We start from the raw sequence: 17,968 nt of genomic DNA, 5'->3' as shown, positions 1-17,968 counted from the left end.
GTTATCCTAAAGTGATGACAACCGATTTAGGGTGGTTATTGCAGCGGGGCTCACCTCTTCCCATTTCGAACAGAGAAGTTAAGCCCGCTTGCGCAGATGGTACTGCTAACCAGTGGGAGAGTATGACACCGCCCTTCTTTTAAAAAATCCTCAACATGTTTATGTTGGGGATTTTTTTTTGGAGTAAACTCAAAAAAAAACTACTTCATCTTTTATGGATAAGTAGTTAATTATAATCTAATCTCTTTTAAGTAGTTCTAATAGCATATCTTGAATGAGATCATACTCGTAACCTTTTCTATGTAAATAGCCCATTAGCTTTGTTTTTTTCTTCTCAACATCTTGATCATTGAGGTTTTCCCATCTTTGACGTGATATTTTTTCCAATGTTTGATAATACATAGTATCATCTATTTCTTTAAGTGCTTTTTTTATTAGGAAAGCGGATATGTTTCTTATTTTAAGCTCTGTAACGATCCTATTTTTACCCCAACCACTAATACGATGTTTTCCCCTAGCAAAGCTCGTAGCAAAGCGTTCTTCGTTTAAGAAATTGTTTTCTATTAAATGTACTATTATTTCATCATGCATTGTTGATGCAATTTTTAATGTGTATAACTTGTTGATAACTTCTTTATGGCAACGTTCTTGGTAAGCACAGTAATATTCAAGTTTATTTATTGCCTGTTCATAGGACATGTAGTTGCTATTATTACTAGTCATTTTTATACTATATTTTTTATACTATATTTTTGGTAAAGGTAAAGTTTTCTAAAGGGATAATTGGTTTTTAGTTGTAACTTTAGAGTATTGAATATTTTAATTTAATACCTTTTAGAAATGACAAAAAGTGAAGAATTTTTATTCGAATTTGAGAATGAGCTAGAAAGCACAAAGAAATTGATTTCTTGTATTCCTGAAGATCAATGGAATTGGAAGCCTCATGCAAAATCTATGATGTTAGGTGATTTAGCCAAGCATATTGTAGAGTTATCTTTATGGACCAAGAGTATTATGAATGACTCTAGCTTTGATTTACAAACACAATATAAGCCTTTGAGTCTTACAAGTAAGAAAGAATTATTGTCTTTATTAGACAATTATGGTAAAGAAGTTAAAGCTTTATTGAAAGAGAAGTCAGATTTTGATTGGTCAAAGACTTGGGAATTGCGTTCTGGTGATCATGTTATTATGAATGTACCTAAGTTTAGTGCAAATAGATTTGTTGTTAATAACCATATTTATCATCATAGAGGGCAATTAAGTGTTTATCTACGTTTATTAGATATACCTATTCCTGGCATGTATGGGCCTTCTGCAGATCAAGTATAATAATATAATAATCCCTTTATAGGTACAAGTTACTACTATAAAGGGATGTTTTTTATAGTAAGCTATTTTGTAATCAATAGTAGTAATGGAAGCTTATAGGAATAAAAAAACCCTAATTACTTCAGTAATTAGGGTTTTTTGTGCCCGGAGTGGGAATCGAACCCACACTCCAAGGAACACGAGTTTGAGTCGTGCGCGTCTACCAATTCCGCCATCCGGGCTTAGTAGGATTGTTTGTGGGTACAAATGTAAATAAAAAAAATTAAGTTCAAAGAAAATTTTAAAAAAAAATCGTTTAGTCAATATATATTTTATAAATTTGCATTCGCTTAGAAACAACACTAAGTCTTAACTAGCAACATAACAACTAATTATACAAATGTCAAATTTCGAACCAGAAGCAAAAATATTTGCATGTTCTCAAAGCGTCGAGTTAGCAGAGAAAATTGCCAAAGCATACGGAATAGAACTAGGTAAGGTTACTTTATCTCACTATAGTGATGGAGAGTTTCAACCTTCATTCGAGGAATCTATTAGAGGACGAAGAGTCTTCTTAGTTTGTTCAACGTTTCCGTCATCAGATAATCTGATGGAATTGTTACTAATGTGTGATGCTGCTAAGCGCGCATCAGCTAGACACATTACTGCCGTTATTCCTTATTTTGGATGGGCTAGACAAGATAGAAAGGACAAACCAAGAGTTCCAATTGGAGCGAAATTAGTTGCCAAACTACTTGAAAGCGCAGGTGCGACTCGTATCATGACAATGGACTTGCACGCAGATCAAATCCAAGGGTTTTTCGAAAGACCGGTAGATCATTTGTATGCATCAACTATTTTCTTGCCATATGTAAAGAGCTTGAATATTGAAAACTTAACTATTGCTTCTCCTGATATGGGTGGTTCTAAGAGAGCATATGCTTATTCTAAGTTCTTAAATTCAGGTGTAGTTATTTGCTACAAACAACGTAAGGAAGCAAACATTATCGACACAATGGAGTTGATAGGGGATGTGAAAGGTCGAAATGTAATTCTAGTAGATGATATGATTGATACTGGAGGAACATTAGCTAAAGCGGCAGATATGATGATTGAAAAGGGTGCATTAAGCGTTCGAGCTATCTGTACACATGCTATTTTATCAGGAAGTGCTTATGAAAAGATAGAAGAGTCATCTATCCAAGAGTTAATAGTAACAGATTCTATTCCTCTTAAAAAACCTTGCGACAAAATTAAAGTACTTAGCTGTGCACCATTATTCGCCGAGGTTATGCACAATGTAAATTCAAATGAGTCTATTAGCAAGACATTTGTAATGTAAGAAATTTATTAATTTATTAAATATTTATTGAGATGAAATCAATTACAATTAAAGGATCAGAAAGAGAAAGCGTAGGTAAAGTAGCTACTAAAGCCTTACGTAATGCTGGAATGGTACCTTGCGTGATATACGGAGGAACTGAACCAGCTGTACACTTTACAGCAGAAGAAAAAGCGTTCAAAGGATTGGTATACACTCCAAATGTACACACTGTTGTAGTTGAATTAGAAGGTGGAAAGACTTTCAATGCAATTTTGCAAGATATTCAGTACCACCCAGTTACTGACAATATTTTACACGTTGACTTCTATCAGTTACATGATGATAAAGAAATTACTTTAGAAGTTCCTGTAAAAGTTGAAGGTAAATCTCCAGGTGTAATGGCAGGAGGGGTTCTTAACTTAAACTCTCGTAAGTTAAAAGTTAGAGCTTTACCAGCTAATTTACCAGACGTTGTTGTTGCTAACATTTCTAACTTAGAAATGGGTAATAAATTATACGTTACTGATATCCCAACGGATAACTTTAAAGTATTACACCCAGACAATACCGTAGTATGTCAAGTTAGAATCTCTCGTGCGGCTATGAAAGCAGCTCAAGAAGCAGCTAAAGCAGCTAAAGCAGCACCTAAGAAAAAATAATTTTTTTTCGAAAAAAAATTATCATATTAAGCACCTATGTTTTCATAGGTGCTTTTTTGTTTGTGTTAAGCAATATTTGTACAACTTATCTAGAAAACCTACTTTTGTAGGATATTGTAAAAACGGTGAGAATGAAAAAGTTTTTAATTGTAGGACTTGGAAATATAGGAGCGGAGTATATTCATACTCGGCATAATATCGGCTTTAAAGTGGTGGATAAGATCGCACATGAATTAGGTGGTGATTGGAGTAGTGTTAAGTTTGGTGCTATGTCGGAAGTTAGAATTAAAGGAAGGACTTTATTACTTTTAAAGCCTAATACTTATATGAATTTAAGTGGTAAAGCAATTCAACACTGGTTGGAAAAAGAGAAGATTCCATTGGAAAACTTGTTGGTTATTACAGATGATTTAAACCTGAGCTTTGGAACAATTAGAATAAAGGCCAAAGGTTCTGATGGTGGACATAATGGATTAAAGAATACACAAGCTGTATTGAATACCTCCAATTATCCTCGTTTTCGATTTGGAATTAGTGATGAGTTCAAAAAAGGTCAACAGATCGACTATGTGTTAGGTAATTGGGATGATAAGGAGCTAGAAGCTTTACCTGAACGTTTAGAAGTGGCAAGTAAAGCAGTGCAAGAATTTGCACTAGCAGGTTTGAATAACGCAATGAACACTTATAATGGTAAATAGTAATAAAACTAAAAACCAAAAACCAATTAAAAAACCACTAACTATGTTAGTGGTTTTTTAATTATTTTAAACTGTAGTTTAAAACTATTGTTTATTTTCAACTGTAATATGTAATTCTTGTAATTGCTCTGGACGTACTTTTGAAGGAGCATCAATCATAATATCACGTCCTGAATTGTTTTTAGGGAAAGCAATAAAGTCACGAATAGTTTCTTGACCACCTAAAATTGCAACTAAACGGTCTAAACCAAATGCTAAACCACCATGAGGAGGCGCTCCATATTGGAAAGCATCCATAAGGAAGCCAAACTGCTCTTGTGCTTCTTCTTTAGTAAAGCCTAAATGTTTGAACATTAGTTCTTGTGTTTGTTTATCGTGAATACGAATAGAACCACCTCCAATTTCATTACCATTTAAAACTAAGTCATAAGCATTAGCTCTAACTTTTCCAGGGTCAGTATCTAATAATGGAATGTCTTCTAGCTTAGGAGAAGTAAATGGATGGTGCATTGCAAAGTATCTTCCTGCTTCTTCATCCCATTCAAATAGAGGGAAGTCTACTACCCATAATGGTGCGAATTCATTGGATTTTCTTAAACCAAGTCGATTACCTAATTCCATTCTTAAGGCACTCATTTGAGATCTAGTTTTATCTGTTTCTCCAGAAAGAACTAATATAAGATCTCCTGGATTAGCACCAGTTAATTCAGCCCATTTCTTTAAATCCTCTTGGTCATAGAATTTATCTACTGAAGATTTAAAGCTTCCATCAAGTTCATATTTACAATAAACCATTCCAAGAGCTCCTACTTGTGGTCTTTTCACCCAGTTAATTAAGCCATCAATTTCTTTTCTAGTATAACTAGCAGCTCCAGGTACAGCGATTGCAACTACTAATTCAGCTGCATTGAATACAGGGAATTCTTTATGTTTAGCTACTTGGTTTAATTCAGCGAATTCCATACCAAATCGAATATCTGGTTTGTCGTTCCCATATTTTTGCATAGCTTCATGGTAAGTCATACGTGGGAAGTCTCCTACTTCTAAACCATGTGTTGATTTTAGTAAATGCTTAGTCATTCCCTCAAAAGTGTTCATAACATCTTCTTGAGTAACAAATGCCATCTCACAGTCTATTTGAGTAAACTCAGGTTGTCTATCCGCACGAAGGTCTTCATCTCTAAAACATTTCACGATTTGGAAATACTTATCCATTCCACCTACCATAAGTAGTTGCTTGAAAGTTTGTGGAGATTGAGGTAATGCGTAAAACTCTCCTGGATTCATTCTTGAAGGAACTATAAAGTCTCTAGCACCTTCAGGAGTTGAACTAATTAAATAAGGAGTCTCTACTTCGCAAAAATCTTGATTAGACAGATAGTTTCTAACTTCTTGCGCAACTTTATGTCTAAAAAGTAGATTGTTTTTAACTGGATTTCTACGAATGTCAAGATATCTATATTTCATTCGGATATCTTCTCCACCGTCTGTCTCATCCTCTATTGTGAAAGGAGGTACGCTAGATTCGTTTAAAATAGTTAAAGAAGTAACTAAAATCTCTATATCTCCTGTAGGAATATTTGGGTTTTTTGAAGCTCTTTCAATCACTTTTCCAGTCACTTGAATTACGAATTCACGACCTAAGTGTTTGGCTTTATCAAATACTTCTTTGTCGGTTCTTTCCGCATCAAAAATTAATTGAGTAATCCCATAGCGATCACGTAAATCTACCCAAATCATAAAACCTTTATCACGATGTTTACTAACCCATCCCGATAAGGTAACTTCTGTATTTATATCGGAAGCTCTTAAGGCTCCACAATTATTAGTTCTATACATTGCTGTTTTTTTTTACAAATTTATGAAGTTATTAGCAATGCTGCATATAAGCAATGCTAATAAAATAAAATATTATTTTTCTTGTGTCAAAATGTTTTGACTTTTTTGCATCTGCATAAAGGTAACTGCTAAAAATGATCCTATTATGGCCATTCCAGCACCTACTAGTTCTGGTGTATTTGCCGCAAACCCTAAAGTTAATGGGATTCCTCCTAAAAATGCTCCTAAGGCATTACCAATATTAAAACAAGCTTGTCCTGCAGAGGCAGCTAATAGCTCCGATCCTTTTGCATTTTTGATTAACATCATTTGAAGTGGGGAGCCGATAGTAAAGGCAACTAGTCCTGTGATTAAAGCCATGGTATATGCCATCCACTGAATGTGTACTGTAAAGTAAACTATAACTAAACATAATGCCATAGCACTAAAGGAGATTATTACTGCTTTTGAAGGCTCAAAAGTATCTGCTATTTTTCCACCTACAAAGTTACCAAGGAACATTCCAAGTCCGACTAAGGTCATAATAATAGGGATATTTGCCTCAGGGATAAGTGCTACCTGAGTCATCATTGGAGATATATAAGACATCCATGCAAATAATCCTGCCGTTCCAATGGAGATAAGTGAAATTAAAACCCAAGCTAAACGAGTTTTAAAGAAAGCAAATTGAGTTGATAGGTTTTTATCTGTACTTCTTTCTATTTTTGGTACCCAAAAATAAATAGCTAAAGTTGTGAACAATCCTAGTGAGGCTATTATAGTATAAGCGATACGCCAAGAGGATATTTGACCAATATATGTAGTCAATGGAACACCTATTAAATTAGCCGTAGTTAAGCCCGCAAACATGATAGAAACAGCTTGTGCTTGTTTGCCTTTATCAGCCAATTGGGTTGCTACAACAGAACCAATACCAAAAAATGCTCCATGTGGTAATCCAGACAAAAAGCGTGTTAGAAGTAAAGTATGGTAATTAGGTGATAGGATAAACAAGGTATGAAACATAGAAAATAATAACATCAAAGACATTAGTACTTTTTGTGGTGCATATCTATGGGAAAACATCACTATCAATGGAGCTCCTACAACAACTCCTAAGGCATAAGTCGAAATGAAATTTCCTGCTTTAGGAATTGAGATGTCAAGGCTATTAGCAATTTCTGGTAGTAATCCCATCATAGAGAATTCTGTCATACCAATTGCTAATCCTCCAATAGATAGGGCGATTAAGCTTTTCTTCATGAGTAATTTTAGTTTATAACGTATTTTTAATTTTTTGCTCTTTCATATTGATTTGGCCATGTAATATCCACTTCTAGTTCCTTTGCTGCTCTTAAAGCAAAATGAGGGTCTCTTAAAAACTCTCTACCTATTAGAATAATATCTGCTTTATTGCTTTGCAGTATTTCTTCTATCTGTTTTGGTTCAGTAAGTAATCCTACTGTACCAACGGTTAATGTGGTATTTTCTTTAATTTGTGTTGCAAATGGAACTTGATATTCTTTAACTGCTTCTATTTTTTGCCAATCTACTAATCCACCAGTACTTACATCAATTACTTCTACTTTGGTAGGTTCTAATCGTTTACAAAGCTCAATACTTTGTTTTAGGTCCCAACCATTATCCGCCCAATCTGTAGCGGAAATTCTCAACCAAAGGCTTTGTGTTGTTAATACAGTGGATACTTCTTGGACTATCTCTAATAATAGTCGTATTCTATTTTCGAAGCTTCCACCATAATGATCTTCTCTTTTGTTAGTTAAAGGACTTAAAAACTGGTGTAATAAATAGCCATGAGCAGCGTGTAATTCAATAATTTGATAACCAGACTTTACTGCTCGAATGGCTGCATTTTTAAAATCTTGAATAAGTTGCTTAATATCAGAACTACTCATCTGTAGTGGTGCATGGTCTGTAGAGTGATAGCCAATTGGACTGCAGGAAATAGTTTGCCAACCACTTGGTTGATCTGGACTAATTTGTTTTCTGGAAATCCAAGGTTTATCACAACTTGCTTTTCGACCTGCGTGAGCAAGCTGAATTCCAGGTATACTTCCTTGCTGTTTTATAAAATCAGTAATTTCTTTATATTTCTCTATGTGTTCATCCTTCCAAATTCCTAGATCACTATAAGTTATCCTACCTTTTGGACTAACAGCGGCTGCCTCCTGAATTATTGCGCCTGCTTTACCAATAGCATATTGACCTAAATGTACCAAATGCCAATTATTTGCGAAGCCATCTTGGGCAGAATATTGACACATTGGAGAAACAACAATCCTATTAGGTAGGGTTATACTATTTAATGTTAATGGTTGGAATAATTTTTTCATGAGCTTTTGTTTTTTAATTATTATTAGAGTTTCAAAATGTAGCTAATTGTTGATAAGGACCCATTTATTTAGAAATTACATAGAGATTACTAGCAATTTTTTTAGTGATAGTAATTATTATATCATTTAACTGTATAGTATATGAGCTGTCAAACGGCTCAATTTCTAGAATAGTAATGGTTGTTCCTAAAGCTATTTTTTGCTTGTCTAAGTATTGAAGAAAATCAGAAGAAGAATCTTTTACACCAACGCAGACAACCACCTTGTTTGGTTTGACTTCACTAAGAAGCTGCTTTTCTGTTTGTACAATTTTACCTTCCGCTGATGGTATGGGATCTCCATGAGGGTCATGCGTGGGGAAATTTAAAAAAGCATCTAATTTGTCGATTAATTTTTCGCTTTTTATATGCTCTAATTCTTCTGCAACATCATGAACTTCATCCCAAGAAAAATCCAGTTTTTCAACTAAGAAAACCTCCCATAATCGGTGTTTTCTAACAATCATTTTGGCAGCCATTAATCCTTTTTGGGTGAGGGTTACGCCTTGGTATTTTTGGTAAGTAAGTAGTTTTTTATCATTTAGCTTTTTTACCATATCAGTAACAGAGGAAGCCTTTGTCTCTATTTTGCTAGCGATAGCATTGGTTGAAATTTCTTGGCTTGTACCCTGAGATAAGTGAAAAATTGTTTTCAAATAATTTTCTTCGGAATATGTCAGCATAAGAGGTTTTTTTTAACCTACAAATGTACGATTTTTAATTTAGATATATTTTATTTAGATTTGTCTAAAAATAATAATAGTCAACACTAAAATGAGTTATTCAAAAGTTTTATTTATTCTGTTTATTGTTACTCTTTGTAGTAATCAAGTTTTTAGTCAAAATATCTATGGTAGTATACAAAGTTCTAGGGGCAAAGTAGAAAATGCTGAAGTAGAGTTACTGCCATTGGAGTTAAGCACTTTCTCCGATGATCAAGGTTATTTTAGTTTCCAGGACATACCACCTGGGAGTTATGTAGTGGAAATTCTTCAAGATGGCTATTCTCCATTTTTCAAGCATTTTACTTTACAGCAGGGATTAGATTATACCTTAAAGGTCGATTTGCAGAGCGCCGACGAATTAGATGAAATAGTTATTTCTACTAATTTTAAGCCTATGGAAAAAAAAGATGTAGTTAGCGCTGTTGAAGTCTATAATTCCTCCTTTTTTCAAAAGAATTCTAGTCATAATTTGTTTGAAGCTGTACAAATGATAAATGGAGTACAGCCTCAATTAAATTGTAATGTTTGTAATACTGGAGATATACAAATTAATGGTATGGACGGAGCTTATACCATGATTTTAATCGATGGTATGCCTATGGTTTCCTCTTTATCTACTGTATACGGACTATTTGGTATTCCTGTGAGTCTTTTAGATAGAATAGAAGTAGTAAAAGGGCCTGGTTCTTCATTATATGGTAGTCAAGCAATGGGAGGAGTGATAAATGTCATTACTAAATCTGCTTTAGATGCTCCATTATTTAGTGTAGACGCCTCTACCTCTACTTGGTTAGAGAATAACTTAGACCTAGGCTCTAGCTATAAATTAAATAAAAATCTTTCGGGATTATTTGGGATGAATATAAACAGTTTTCAAAATCCCATTGATAAAAACAAAGATGGTTTTACGGATGTAACACAAACGCAGCGTATATCTTTATTTAATAAGTTTACTTTGAGAAATAAACATAATGATTTAAATCATTTAGCATTTAGGTATATCTATGAAGATAGATGGGGAGGACAAATCAATAAGGATAAATATTATGATGGTAAGTATAGGGAAACTGCATATACTAATCGATTTGAGGTATTGGGTAATTTTAGTTTACCTAGCCTAGAAGACCTTCAAGTACAATTTTCTTATATTTATCACCAGCAAAACTCTCTTTATGGACAAGAGCCCTATAGGGCCAAGCAGCAAGTAGCTTTTGCCCAAGGCTTTTGGAATAAAACATTTGGAAAACATCAGTTATTATTTGGAGCTAGCTCTAGTTTTACTTATTACAATGATAATACCCCTGGAACTAGCTTTACAAATCAAGATAATCAAGTTATTGATCAACCAGAAAAAACATGGATACAAGGGGCTTTTATTCAAGATCAATATAAGCTTACCGATAATACGGATTTACTCTTAGGGTATAGATTTGATTATGATCCTCGCCATTCTGGGGTGCACTCTCCAAGGTTTGGATTTAAAACAAATGGATATAATGGTTCTATATTGCGTTTTAACTTTGGAAGTGGCTTCCGTGTTGTAAATGTTTTTACAGAGGATCACAGGGCATTAAGTGGTGTAAAAGAGGTGGTTTTTCTTGAAGATTTAAAGCCAGAAAAATCCTATAACTTCAATGTTAATTATAGCTTTAAAATACCAACTAATTGGACTGTATTCAATTTAGATACTAGTATTTTCTATTCCCACTTTACTAATAAAATTGAACCAGATATTAGTAGTGATCCTACTTTAATCATTTATCGTAATCTACAAGGATATGCAGTATCTAGAGGAATTTCTACGGCGATAGACATGGTTTTTGAATTTCCTTTTAGTATGAATTTTGCCATGTCTTATATGGATGTTTTTAGAAAGGAAGAGGGGAAAGTTGAACAAAGTTATCACGCTCCTAAGTGGTCGGGAAATGTACTATTGAATTATAAATTAAACCGTGGACATAGTCTTGACTTTACCTTAGATTGGAAAGGTCCTATGCGTTTACCAATAGTAGAAAATGATTATAGACCAGAATTTTCACCTTGGGTTTTTCTTGGAAATATACAATGGACAAAAGATTTTTTTAACGGTTTAGTTGTTTACGCGGGGGTTAAGAATATAGGTAATGTTAAAATGAAATACGATCCTATTTCTAGATGGTGGGATCCTTTCGGAGAACCAGCAAATGGTATCTTACCTCCAAATAGTGCAACCGATGTAATATTTGAGCCTAATGACTACAACTATATGGCTTTACAGGGTAGACGAGTTTCTTTAGGGATACGTTATAGTTTTTAATTAAAGGGAATAATTATGCGTTTTTTTTTAAGTATGGTTTTGTTTTGGAATAGTTTTTACGCACCTTTTGATTTACAAATAAAAGATAATAGTCCAAAAACTCATGAAAATACGATTATATTTTTTACAGCCTCTTGGTGTAGTTATTGTTTATTAATGGATACAAAAATTTGGAAAGACCCAATAGTAATGGAGTATATTAAACAAAATTATAACTTTATATCCTTAAAGGAGCTCTCCAGGGATCTATACTCCATGAGTGTTAATGAAGTGTTGTATACATCTAATTCAACTAATTGGCCGGCACAAGTCTTTAGTTTCATACAACAATTTAATAAAGAAGCGCTGTATCCTACAATAGTTATTATCAATAAAAACAATCAAATAATTTATAGACACCCAGGTTATATAAAGAAGAAAGAATTAGAACGTGTTTTTTCTATTATTGAGCACAAACATAGGTGAATTTAAAATATTGCCTAATCAAAACACTAATTCACTAGTTTTAAGTATATTTGCTTTTAAACTAAATATATTAATATGAATTTCAGTCTTATTATCAAACATGCGCATTCAGGTGTAGCTTATTTAGCTATTATTTTCCTTGTTATTGCAATTATTAATGCTTTTGCTGGTTTAGGAGCAAAGAGAGAATTTAAAGATAAAGATAAAAAATTAGGCTTATTCGCTTTGATTTTCTGTCATATCCAACTCTTATTAGGAATTATCTTATATGTTATTTATTTTAATGCTGTTATTTCTCCAATAGCAAGCCAAGGAGGAATGGGGGCAGTTATGAAAGATTCTGCAATTCGTTTATTTGCAGTGGAGCATCCATTAGTAAACATTATTGCTATTGCATTAATTACTATTGGTTGGTCAAAACATAAACGTTCGGAAGGTTCTACTGCGAAATTCAAAAAATTCACAGTGTTTTATACTTTAGGATTGATTCTTATTTTATCTAGAATTCCTTGGTCTCAGTGGCTTTAAAATTTAATTTTACTATCATATTATACAAGAAAAGAGTTCAGTTTTGAACTCTTTTTTATTTGTGGTATATTTATTGTTTCGATTTATAATTAAATATAAATAATTATGTATCCAAGATATATCTTATATATAGTAGCGTTTTTTTGTTTAAGTAGTTTTACATTAAAACGGGATTCCCTACAAGATCCTTTGCTAAGTGCAACAGTTAGCTCAGTGGATTTAGTAGAATTAGAAGAGGAGTATTCAGAGGAGCCTTGTGATTCTGAAGAAATTCAATTAGAGATTGTAAAGGAGGAAGCGCAGATTTCTTATTATCACGATAAGTTTAATGGTCGTTTTACAGCTTCTGGAGAGGTGTTTGATAATCAAATGTATACTGCAGCTCATAAAACTTTGCCTTTTGGAACTAAAATAAAGGTAACAAATTTACATAATCAACAATCTGTGATATTGACTGTTACAGATCGTGGACCTTTTACAAAAGGAAGAGAGTTGGATATATCAAAAAAGGCATTTTTAGAATTAACCAATTCCACAAAACGTGGAATCTTAAATGTGAAAATTGAAAAAATGCTAGACAATGAAGGATAAAATTAAGGTAGTACTTTGCTTAATAGTACTTGTCTTATTTAGTAGTTGTGCGACAAAAAAATCGGGATCTGCTAAGAGTAAAAGATTCGAGAAGAATAATGTAACAGCAAGTTATTATCACAAAAAATTTAATGGCCGAAAAACTGCTAGTGGCGAGGTTTTTAGAAACTCAAAGTTAACGGCAGCACATAAGAGTTTGCCTTTTGGAACCATAGTTAAAGTAACTAATACCTCTAATAACAAGAGTGTAAAAGTTAAAATAAACGATCGTGGTCCTTTTGTAAAAGGTAGAGAAATTGATCTATCAAAAAAAGCTTTTGATAAAATATCCAATAATCGTAAACAGGGATTATTAAAAGTAAATTTAAAGGCTACTTCCAAGTAGAATAGGGCTTCTTAGCTATATAAGAGTTATAGTATTGAACATGACCAGTTACCTCTTGAGCTAGCCACAAAGGTCTTTCGAAAGATTCTTGGGCATCATTTAATTCTACTTCTGCAATAATAAGTCCTTCATTATCACCATGGAATACATCCACCTCAAAAGTGTGACTTCCATATTTTACTTCATACCTTGTTTTATCAATAATATAATCTTCACATAGAAGCATTAAAGCTTGGGCTTCTTGTAATGGAATTTGATTTTCCCATTCAAATCGAGTTGTTCCACTACTGTCACTTTTACCTTTTATAGTTAAATATCCAAGAGTGTTTTTTACTCTAACTCTAACGGTTCTTTCGGGATCTGAATTTAGATATCCTTGCATTATATGGTTTTTTCGCAATGCTTGAGAAATAAAACTATCGTCTTTAACTAAAAATTTTCTTTCAATTTCTGTCATAGATATTTGGAATAAAAGTGTATTTTTATGGCAAAATAAGTGAAAATTTATTTAAATAGTACAGAAAAATAAATGTTTTTTTATGAAATTAAAACACATATTAAGATCCCCTCAGGGGATTGAAGAGTTGTTTAATAAATATGTTATTGAAGGAAAGGTATATGCCACAGATGATTTATCTTTCTTAGTAGATTTGGTAGATATTTTTAGGCCTATTAATATTAAAAAAGTTCAAAGAGTATCCATAGACCCACTTCTTGTTTATTTAAAAGCACATGATAAGCAGCGTGTAGCATTAGAGGAGTACTTAAAAGAATTACTTAGTGGGAGAGGATTTAGTCGTTTAGTTTCTGATGCTGGCATCTTGCAAGATTCAGATTTTTTCTATGAGGTTAAAAAAAGACTCTGGGCAAAAGTATTACCTTACCAACCCGAAAAAGACACGCAAGAATATATTTTAAATCAAGTTTTTTATAAGCAAACGGACGCTCAATGGATTGAGATGATTCCAATGGACCAGCTCTTATGCTTATATGATTTACTTGATTTTGATGATGTGTTTTGCAGTGTAAAAGAAGAGGACCCATTAAGTGAATTATTGATTAGTATAGGGCTAATCACTCAACGCATGAGTGGTAGAGCAATGGAGAGCTATATTATTCGAATGGTGCCAGAGTATTCCCATTTAGAAAGTCCTTTTTTGGCTTTGGAAAACGAGTTTATGGAAGTTGAAAAGGATATTCGTGACAAAAAATTTTCCTATCTGATAGTGGATGATATAAACTATAAGCAATTGGTAGTTCTTCATAAACAGTGTATAGAATTTGTTAATCAAGCTTTTAAAAATAGTTCCAAGTACGGAATTTCTATTAAGGTCAATCAAAGCTTACTTCGACTAAGACAGCAACTAAAACGTGTAGAGATTCTATTAAATTTGCTTGTTATTACTCAAGACACAGAAGAGTTAAAGAAAGTTAATAGTATAGAGTTAGCCAGAAAGCTAATTGAGTACAATTGTTATAAGTATAACGTTTCAGGATTAATCAAAGAAAGTACCCAATTAATTTCTTATGAAATTACCCAGCATACTGCAAAAACTGGAGAGCATTATATTACTAATACTGCTAGTGAGTATTGGCAAATGTTTAAAGGCTCTATGGGGGCTGGTATAGTAGTGGGGTTTCTATGTATTTTTAAGGTCTTAGCTCATAAGGCCAATGTGAGTGCTTTTGGAGAGGCTATGCTTTATAGTCTTAACTATGCAGTAGGTTTTTGTATGATCTATCTACTAGGATTTACCTTGGCTACCAAGCAGCCAGCAATGACAGCTGCAACTATCATAAAAGCTATAGAGAATGGTCGTAAGCAACACATAGAAAGCGGTGATAAACATATTGGTTTTGCAAAGTTGTTTGCTAGATTGTTTCGTTCTCAGTTTATTGCTTTTATTGGGAACGTTATTTTAGCTTTTCCTATTGCTTTAATTTTGGTTTGGGGAATTGATCAAGCATTTGATATTAACATTGTAGATGATAATTGGGAAAAGATGTTGGTAGATTCTGACCCTATTGAATCTAGAGCTTTATTTCATGCAGGTATAGCAGGGGTGTTTTTATTTTTGTCTGGAATTATTTCCGGTAATATTTCCAATAGGAATAAGCATAACCGTGTATATTATAGAATACAAGAGCATCCTTGGTTGAAAAGAAACTTAGGAAAGGCAAGAACAGAGAGATTCGCTAATTGGGTGGAATTGAAGTGGCCTGGAATCATGTCTAATATATGGTTTGGTGTTTTCATGGGAACTTGTGGTATTTTAGGAACTTTTTTAGGTCTTGGAATTGACATCCGACACATTACTTTTGTTAGTGGTAATATTGCTTTAGGTTTATATGGTTCAGGATTTGAGGCATCAGCCTCTTTACTTATTTGGGCTTTTATTGGATTGTGGTTAATAGGATTTATGAACTTTATGGTAAGTTTTAGTTTATCTTTACTTTTGGCTTTCCGTTCACGAAATATTCCTTTTAGTGAGACCAAAGATTTAGCAAGAGCTACTTGGAGATATTTTAAGAGTTTCCCAATGGAATTTTTCTTACCTACAGCAAGTACTGTGGTTGATAATTCTATTGTGGGAACAGTAAAAAATGCTAAAGAAAGAAAATCTAGCGAAAAAGAAGAAATCGAAAATCTTAAATAAACTTTTCACTTATTTACTATATACTAGTCGAGTAAAATAACAAAAGGCATTTCATATACTATATGAGATGCCTTTTTTTGAATAACTACACTCCCTAGGAACTAGTCGTGTTTTTTATAGGAAGCTCTTTTAGAGCTTAAGCGTTGTTTTAAAAGTTTTTCTTGTTTGGAAAACTCTACTTTAGAAAGATTGATATAATCTTCTAAGTTATGACTTTCTTTGGAAAGCATTCTTAAAGAGTCTCTGTCACTTTGGATAAATAGCTCACTTTGTTCTTGAGCTTCTTCATGGGTGAAACCTAGCTTTTCAAGCATAACACTTCCAACGTGTACTGCGGTAAAAAAGGATTCTCTATAGACATCTTTTAACCCATCTTGTAGGTAGTGATATGCATTCTTTCTGTTTTTAGCTCTAATTATAATTTCTACATTAGGAAAGTTTTTTGTGAGGATATCTACCAATTGCTGATTGGCCTCAGGAGGGTCCATTGCAGCAATTACATAATGAGCATTTTCAACGCCTATAGCTTTTAATAAATTAATGGATGTAGCATCACCATAATATACATTAAAACCAATTTTTCTTAGATGCTCCACTCTTTGTGCGTCATTATCTAGGACTAGTGTAGCGATATCATTGGCTTGTAATAATCTACTTATTGTTATACCGAAATCTCCAAATCCAGCAATTATTATTTTTTTATGAGCCTTAATACCACTTAAGTCATCGTATTTTGGAGGATTTGCTGCATCTGGTTCTAATCCTAAATAAGGAGCAATCCATTTCTCATTTAATAAAAGTAGGATTGGTGTAACTACCATGGATAAAGCAGTTGTAGCTAAAAGATAATCATACCACTGTTGGTTTACTAAATTAATAGCTTTACCTAAAGCTAAAATAACAAAGGCAAATTCACCAATTTGTGAGAGTAATATTGCAAACAAGAAGGATTGATCTTTTGGGAACTTTTTGAATTTAGCTATTGCTAGTAGTACTATTGCTTTAATGGCCATAGAACTGAAAAGTAAAGATGCTATAATTAAGGGTTCATTTACGATGATACTAAAGTTAATAGTAGAACCTACTGCAATAAAGAATATTCCCAGCAAGAGTGCTTTGAAAGGTTCAATATCACTTTCTAGTTGATGTTTATAAGGATTGTTAGCTAAAACAACTCCACTTAAAAATGCTCCTAAGGCTGGACTTAATCCAACTTGCTGCATTAATATTGAAACTCCTATCACTAACAGTAAGGCAGAAGCAGTGTATATTTCTCTAATTTTTAGTCTTCCAACGGATTTAAATAAAGGGTTAACAATATAGTTTCCTACTAAATAAATTACTGTTATCGCCCCTAGAATAGCCAAAGTTTTCATAAACACAGGAGCACCATCTAACCAAGTTCCACCTCCATGTGTTTCAATGGGAACTTTAGTAGTAACTGCTAGAAGTGGAATAATTGCCATAACAGGAATTACCATAATATCCTGGAATAACAAAACGGCAAAGCTAGATTTACCAGCATTTGATTTAGTTAATCCTCGTTCTGATATTGTTTGTAAAATAATGGCGGTAGAACTCATTGTAATTACAAATCCAATAGTTATACTAGTTCCAATGCTCAGATCAAGGCCCCAATATGCCACTGCAGCTACTATGGCTGTTGTACCAATTGCTTGGGCGGATCCTAGGCCTATAATCTCGTTTTTAATTTTCCAAAACTCTTTAGGGTCCAATTCTAATCCTACTAAAAATAACATCATTACTACACCAAATTCTGTAGCATTCATAATATCAGGACCATGTGTTCCCACAAATTTGAATACATAAGGCCCAATTAATACACCTGCAAACAAATAGCCAAGTACGGAGCCCATAGCTAGTTTCTTGGAAATTAGTACACAAATTACAGCAGCTAGTAAAAAAATAAAAGCTTGGATTAAAAAATCATTCATTGTTTGTTTTTGTTTTTTTATTTTATCTTGCGATTCGACTACTATTCACGAAAATAAAGGAAGCCTCGTCTTGGTTGATTATATACAAATTTATAAAAAAGATATCCTAATTATGTCTTTTAATTTTTAATTTTATCACTGAAATGCAGGAAAAGCCCTCTTTT

At 33.2% G+C, this 17,968-nt stretch carries 17 protein-coding genes, 1 tRNA gene and 1 rRNA gene; 11 read left to right on the top strand and 8 right to left on the bottom strand.

Translation table 11 applies throughout. The features are described from left to right. The first annotated feature begins 27 nt into the window (after nt 1–27). Nucleotides 28–137, top strand: a 5S ribosomal RNA gene (gene rrf, locus ACYSNX_RS08890). A 100-nt stretch (nt 138–237) separates the two neighbouring features. Here rrf and ACYSNX_RS08885 read toward each other — a convergent pair. After that, entirely contained in the window at nt 238–723 is a 486-nt protein-coding gene (locus ACYSNX_RS08885) for a regulatory protein RecX (RefSeq protein WP_461754323.1), read from the bottom strand. A 117-nt stretch (nt 724–840) separates the two neighbouring features. Here ACYSNX_RS08885 and ACYSNX_RS08880 point away from each other — a divergent pair, with 117 nt between their 5' ends. Next, a complete protein-coding gene (locus ACYSNX_RS08880; protein ID WP_461754322.1) occupies nt 841–1,332 on the top strand; it encodes a DinB family protein in 492 nt (163 codons plus the stop codon). A 141-nt stretch (nt 1,333–1,473) separates the two neighbouring features. On the opposite strand, the gene ACYSNX_RS08875 is transcribed toward ACYSNX_RS08880, so the two are convergent. Continuing rightward, nucleotides 1,474–1,553: transfer RNA gene (locus ACYSNX_RS08875), tRNA-Leu, on the bottom strand. Between the two features lie 158 nt (nt 1,554–1,711). Between ACYSNX_RS08875 and ACYSNX_RS08870 the strand changes: the two genes are divergently transcribed. The 3 genes from ACYSNX_RS08870 (at nt 1,712) to pth (ending at nt 3,992) form a co-directional block, all read left to right on the top strand. Continuing rightward, a complete protein-coding gene (locus ACYSNX_RS08870) occupies nt 1,712–2,653 on the top strand; it encodes a ribose-phosphate pyrophosphokinase (protein ID WP_461754321.1) in 942 nt (313 codons plus the stop codon). A 32-nt stretch (nt 2,654–2,685) separates the two neighbouring features. Beyond that, the gene (locus ACYSNX_RS08865; RefSeq protein ID WP_461754320.1) at nt 2,686–3,294 is read left to right on the top strand and encodes a 50S ribosomal protein L25/general stress protein Ctc; all 609 of its coding nucleotides are present in this window, start codon (nt 2,686–2,688) and stop codon (nt 3,292–3,294) included. Between the two features lie 131 nt (nt 3,295–3,425). Then, entirely contained in the window at nt 3,426–3,992 is a 567-nt protein-coding gene (gene pth, locus ACYSNX_RS08860) for an aminoacyl-tRNA hydrolase (protein WP_461754319.1), read from the top strand. An 84-nt stretch (nt 3,993–4,076) separates the two neighbouring features. On the opposite strand, the gene aspS is transcribed toward pth, so the two are convergent. The 4 genes from aspS to ACYSNX_RS08840 all read right to left on the bottom strand — a co-directional run bounded on the left by aspS (nt 4,077) and on the right by ACYSNX_RS08840 (nt 8,885). Further along, nucleotides 4,077–5,831 carry an aspartate--tRNA ligase gene (gene aspS / locus ACYSNX_RS08855; protein ID WP_461754318.1) on the bottom strand — a complete coding sequence of 585 codons (1,755 nt, stop codon included), beginning with the start codon at nt 5,829–5,831 and terminating at the stop codon, nt 4,077–4,079. Nucleotides 5,832–5,903: 72 nt separating this feature from the next. After that, the gene (locus ACYSNX_RS08850; RefSeq protein WP_461754317.1) at nt 5,904–7,073 is read right to left on the bottom strand and encodes an MFS transporter; all 1,170 of its coding nucleotides are present in this window, start codon (nt 7,071–7,073) and stop codon (nt 5,904–5,906) included. A 26-nt stretch (nt 7,074–7,099) separates the two neighbouring features. Further along, nucleotides 7,100–8,164, bottom strand: a complete 1,065-nt coding sequence (locus tag ACYSNX_RS08845; RefSeq protein ID WP_461754316.1) for an NADH:flavin oxidoreductase/NADH oxidase — start codon at nt 8,162–8,164, stop codon at nt 7,100–7,102. Between the two features lie 64 nt (nt 8,165–8,228). Beyond that, complete coding sequence (locus ACYSNX_RS08840; protein WP_461754315.1) at nt 8,229–8,885, bottom strand: metal-dependent transcriptional regulator; 657 nt, start codon at nt 8,883–8,885, stop codon at nt 8,229–8,231. Between the two features lie 91 nt (nt 8,886–8,976). Here ACYSNX_RS08840 and ACYSNX_RS08835 point away from each other — a divergent pair, with 91 nt between their 5' ends. The 5 genes from ACYSNX_RS08835 to ACYSNX_RS08815 all read left to right on the top strand — a co-directional run bounded on the left by ACYSNX_RS08835 (nt 8,977) and on the right by ACYSNX_RS08815 (nt 13,192). Then, on the top strand, nt 8,977–11,223 hold the full coding sequence (locus ACYSNX_RS08835) for a TonB-dependent receptor (protein ID WP_461754314.1): 2,247 nt from the start codon (nt 8,977–8,979) through the stop codon (nt 11,221–11,223). A 15-nt stretch (nt 11,224–11,238) separates the two neighbouring features. After that, nucleotides 11,239–11,688, top strand: a complete 450-nt coding sequence (locus ACYSNX_RS08830; protein ID WP_461754313.1) for a thioredoxin fold domain-containing protein — start codon at nt 11,239–11,241, stop codon at nt 11,686–11,688. A gap of 75 nt (nt 11,689–11,763) precedes the next feature. Beyond that, nucleotides 11,764–12,216, top strand: a complete 453-nt coding sequence (locus ACYSNX_RS08825) for a hypothetical protein (protein ID WP_461754312.1) — start codon at nt 11,764–11,766, stop codon at nt 12,214–12,216. 105 nt (nt 12,217–12,321) lie between these two features. Next, on the top strand, nt 12,322–12,807 hold the full coding sequence (locus ACYSNX_RS08820; protein WP_461754311.1) for a septal ring lytic transglycosylase RlpA family protein: 486 nt from the start codon (nt 12,322–12,324) through the stop codon (nt 12,805–12,807). Beyond that, nucleotides 12,797–13,192, top strand: coding sequence for a septal ring lytic transglycosylase RlpA family protein (locus tag ACYSNX_RS08815; RefSeq protein WP_461754310.1), 396 nt, complete (start codon nt 12,797–12,799; stop codon nt 13,190–13,192). The genes ACYSNX_RS08820 and ACYSNX_RS08815 overlap by 11 nt, the downstream gene beginning before the upstream one ends. Here ACYSNX_RS08815 and ACYSNX_RS08810 read toward each other — a convergent pair. Then, entirely contained in the window at nt 13,179–13,649 is a 471-nt protein-coding gene (locus ACYSNX_RS08810) for a CYTH domain-containing protein (protein ID WP_461754309.1), read from the bottom strand. The two genes, ACYSNX_RS08815 and ACYSNX_RS08810, sit on opposite strands and share 14 nt — an antisense overlap. A gap of 82 nt (nt 13,650–13,731) precedes the next feature. On the opposite strand from ACYSNX_RS08810, the gene ACYSNX_RS08805 reads away from it, so the two are divergent. Further along, entirely contained in the window at nt 13,732–15,849 is a 2,118-nt protein-coding gene (locus ACYSNX_RS08805) for a site-specific recombinase (protein WP_461754308.1), read from the top strand. Between the two features lie 101 nt (nt 15,850–15,950). Here ACYSNX_RS08805 and ACYSNX_RS08800 read toward each other — a convergent pair whose 3' ends face one another. Continuing rightward, entirely contained in the window at nt 15,951–17,804 is a 1,854-nt protein-coding gene (locus ACYSNX_RS08800) for a cation:proton antiporter domain-containing protein (protein WP_461754307.1), read from the bottom strand. Nucleotides 17,805–17,968 lie beyond the last annotated feature (164 nt).

It is taken from the genome of Myroides sp. LJL115, assembly GCF_054871665.1.
This window is presented reverse-complemented; position numbering and strand designations above follow the sequence as displayed.

Bases quoted from the DNA above. Each gene is read 5' to 3' on its own strand.
- ACYSNX_RS08885 (WP_461754323.1), bottom strand. From the start codon at position 723: ATGACTAGTAATAATAGCAACTACATGTCCTATGAACAGGCAATAAAT.
- ACYSNX_RS08865 (WP_461754320.1), top strand. From the start codon at position 2,686: ATGAAATCAATTACAATTAAAGGATCAGAAAGAGAAAGCGTAGGTAAA.
- ACYSNX_RS08825 (WP_461754312.1), top strand. From the start codon at position 11,764: ATGAATTTCAGTCTTATTATCAAACATGCGCATTCAGGTGTAGCTTAT.
- ACYSNX_RS08840 (WP_461754315.1), bottom strand. From the start codon at position 8,885: ATGCTGACATATTCCGAAGAAAATTATTTGAAAACAATTTTTCACTTA.
- ACYSNX_RS08845 (WP_461754316.1), bottom strand. From the start codon at position 8,164: ATGAAAAAATTATTCCAACCATTAACATTAAATAGTATAACCCTACCT.
- ACYSNX_RS08835 (WP_461754314.1), top strand. From the start codon at position 8,977: ATGAGTTATTCAAAAGTTTTATTTATTCTGTTTATTGTTACTCTTTGT.
- ACYSNX_RS08830 (WP_461754313.1), top strand. From the start codon at position 11,239: ATGCGTTTTTTTTTAAGTATGGTTTTGTTTTGGAATAGTTTTTACGCA.
- aspS (WP_461754318.1), bottom strand. From the start codon at position 5,831: ATGTATAGAACTAATAATTGTGGAGCCTTAAGAGCTTCCGATATAAAT.
- ACYSNX_RS08850 (WP_461754317.1), bottom strand. From the start codon at position 7,073: ATGAAGAAAAGCTTAATCGCCCTATCTATTGGAGGATTAGCAATTGGT.
- ACYSNX_RS08870 (WP_461754321.1), top strand. From the start codon at position 1,712: ATGTCAAATTTCGAACCAGAAGCAAAAATATTTGCATGTTCTCAAAGC.
- ACYSNX_RS08880 (WP_461754322.1), top strand. From the start codon at position 841: ATGACAAAAAGTGAAGAATTTTTATTCGAATTTGAGAATGAGCTAGAA.
- pth (WP_461754319.1), top strand. From the start codon at position 3,426: ATGAAAAAGTTTTTAATTGTAGGACTTGGAAATATAGGAGCGGAGTAT.
- ACYSNX_RS08820 (WP_461754311.1), top strand. From the start codon at position 12,322: ATGTATCCAAGATATATCTTATATATAGTAGCGTTTTTTTGTTTAAGT.
- ACYSNX_RS08800 (WP_461754307.1), bottom strand. From the start codon at position 17,804: ATGAATGATTTTTTAATCCAAGCTTTTATTTTTTTACTAGCTGCTGTA.
- ACYSNX_RS08805 (WP_461754308.1), top strand. From the start codon at position 13,732: ATGAAATTAAAACACATATTAAGATCCCCTCAGGGGATTGAAGAGTTG.
- ACYSNX_RS08810 (WP_461754309.1), bottom strand. From the start codon at position 13,649: ATGACAGAAATTGAAAGAAAATTTTTAGTTAAAGACGATAGTTTTATT.
- ACYSNX_RS08815 (WP_461754310.1), top strand. From the start codon at position 12,797: ATGAAGGATAAAATTAAGGTAGTACTTTGCTTAATAGTACTTGTCTTA.